The following is a 1,627-nucleotide window of genomic DNA, read 5'->3' as shown; positions in this document are numbered from 1 at the left end:
CCTCCCAGAGGGACCGGTTTTCTGTTCAGATTCCATCATGCGCCGGGCATGAGCTTCTGGCAAGTGAAATCTATAAAATATTCAATTAAATCAGTTGGTTAGCATAGTTACACAAATGCGCAGCCCGCGTTTGATGCTTATCATGTGTGGGATACGTCGTTCACCCATCGCAGGGTCTTGACGCATAATGCGGCCTATCATAATTATAAGCTGAGTGAGACAGATACTAACTCAACGTATTCTTAGTCTTGAGCGAGGAAGCGCCATGGCTGAACTGGAACGCCCCGAACGACTGCAGATCATGCTGACGGCTGACGAACTGGCCGCGCTGGAGAACTGGCGATATGACAAGCGCATGCCGAGCCGCTCGGCTGCGGTCAGGGAACTGCTGCGGCGCGGTCTGGCCTCGGACGGGTTCCTGACGGCGGAGCAGGGGGTGAAGTCGCAGGATTTTGGAATCCTGCCCACCGACGGCAATGGGATTGCCGAGGGCGACAAGGAGTAGGTCGCAACTGAGCTGGTCAGCTGGTCGCAAACGGCAGCGGGCGCCGGCTGACAGGCCGGGACCCGACTGCTCTCGACCCCTACAGGATGCTGGTCGTCACTTCGACGACGATCGCCGCACCTTCCAGCGTGCCATTCGTCACATGCACCACACGCGATACCCGCAGGTCCTGCGCATTTCCGTTGATCGACAGCGAAACGCTTTCGCCGATCCGGGGAACCGCTTGGAAGACGGCATCGGTGGCTTCCGGCCGGTTGTCGATCGAGATGCGGCAGTTGACGGTCATGGGATATCTCCTGGGTCTGACGGCCCCCGGTCGTCAACGCAAGTTCGACAAAATGGTTTCAGGATGGCTGGAGGTGAAACTTATTGGAGCCTGGGTTCGTATAGGGCTCCAGTTGCTCCATTTCTCGTTCTACGCGGAGCAACTGGCTCGCTGGGGAGGGCGTTGGGGCTGCCCCGGCGAGTTGCTTTATTATCGATGATGCAGGTCGCCCGGTTTTGCCTTTGCTGGATTATCTTCAGGGTGGCCAAGCGGCCACGCGCTTCCGGCACCGCCTCTTTTCATTTCGTCTCGCGTGGCACGAGATAGCTGGTCACGGTGCCTTGCCCAATTCCTCGCTTGACCACGACCGTCGTATATTGCGCAGGCAGGGATGCGGTGACGTTGGGGTCGATCGACTTGCACCTTCCGACGATTGCGCCGTTGGGAGAGCTTGCCAGCCTCCGCGACAGGGAAGCCCGGCACTGGTCAAGCGATGTGTACATCGTCGACGCCGTATCGATGGGTTTGCACACGGAAGCTTCTCTCCCCGGGCTGCACGAAAGCAAAAGCATTACTGCCGCAGTTGCCGAATCCATTCGTCGAGCTCCATGTTGGATGAGCTTCAACGCGGAAGTGCGAGCTTGGTTTCGCGGTCGCTAAAAAACCGATTTGCGTTGCCTACTCGGGCGAGCTTTTGTGATGTTGCCCGCGGCCTCGGAGAAGCGCCGGATGCGCGGAGGCACTTCGGCAGCGTGGTACASCAGCCAGGGCGAGCAGCCACTTCAGTTCGTATGGTCCAGTAGTCTGGTAGTGGGATCACGACGATGTTCGGTATGGGTGCGATCGATGCCTTCCAC

The 1,627-nt window shown here is 58.4% G+C and carries 3 protein-coding genes; 1 reads left to right on the top strand and 2 read right to left on the bottom strand.

Features of this window, described 5'->3' with window-relative positions:
• Positions 1-265 precede the first annotated feature (265 nt).
• A complete protein-coding gene (locus ACXJ7R_RS32035) occupies positions 266-505 on the top strand; it encodes a hypothetical protein (protein ID WP_095091359.1) in 240 nt (79 codons plus the stop codon).
• 79 nt (positions 506-584) lie between these two features.
• On the opposite strand, the gene ACXJ7R_RS32030 is transcribed toward ACXJ7R_RS32035, so the two are convergent.
• Positions 585-791 (bottom strand): hypothetical protein, encoded by a 207-nt coding sequence (locus tag ACXJ7R_RS32030; RefSeq protein ID WP_457155303.1) that lies wholly within the window; start codon positions 789-791, stop codon positions 585-587.
• 278 nt (positions 792-1,069) lie between these two features.
• Positions 1,070-1,303, bottom strand: coding sequence for a hypothetical protein (locus tag ACXJ7R_RS32025; RefSeq protein ID WP_457155302.1), 234 nt, complete (start codon positions 1,301-1,303; stop codon positions 1,070-1,072).
• Positions 1,304-1,627 lie beyond the last annotated feature (324 nt).

This window comes from Mesorhizobium sp. P5_C1 (genome assembly GCF_054049815.1).
Note: the sequence above shows the minus strand (reverse complement) of the source record. Positions and strands in the feature narration are given on the sequence as shown.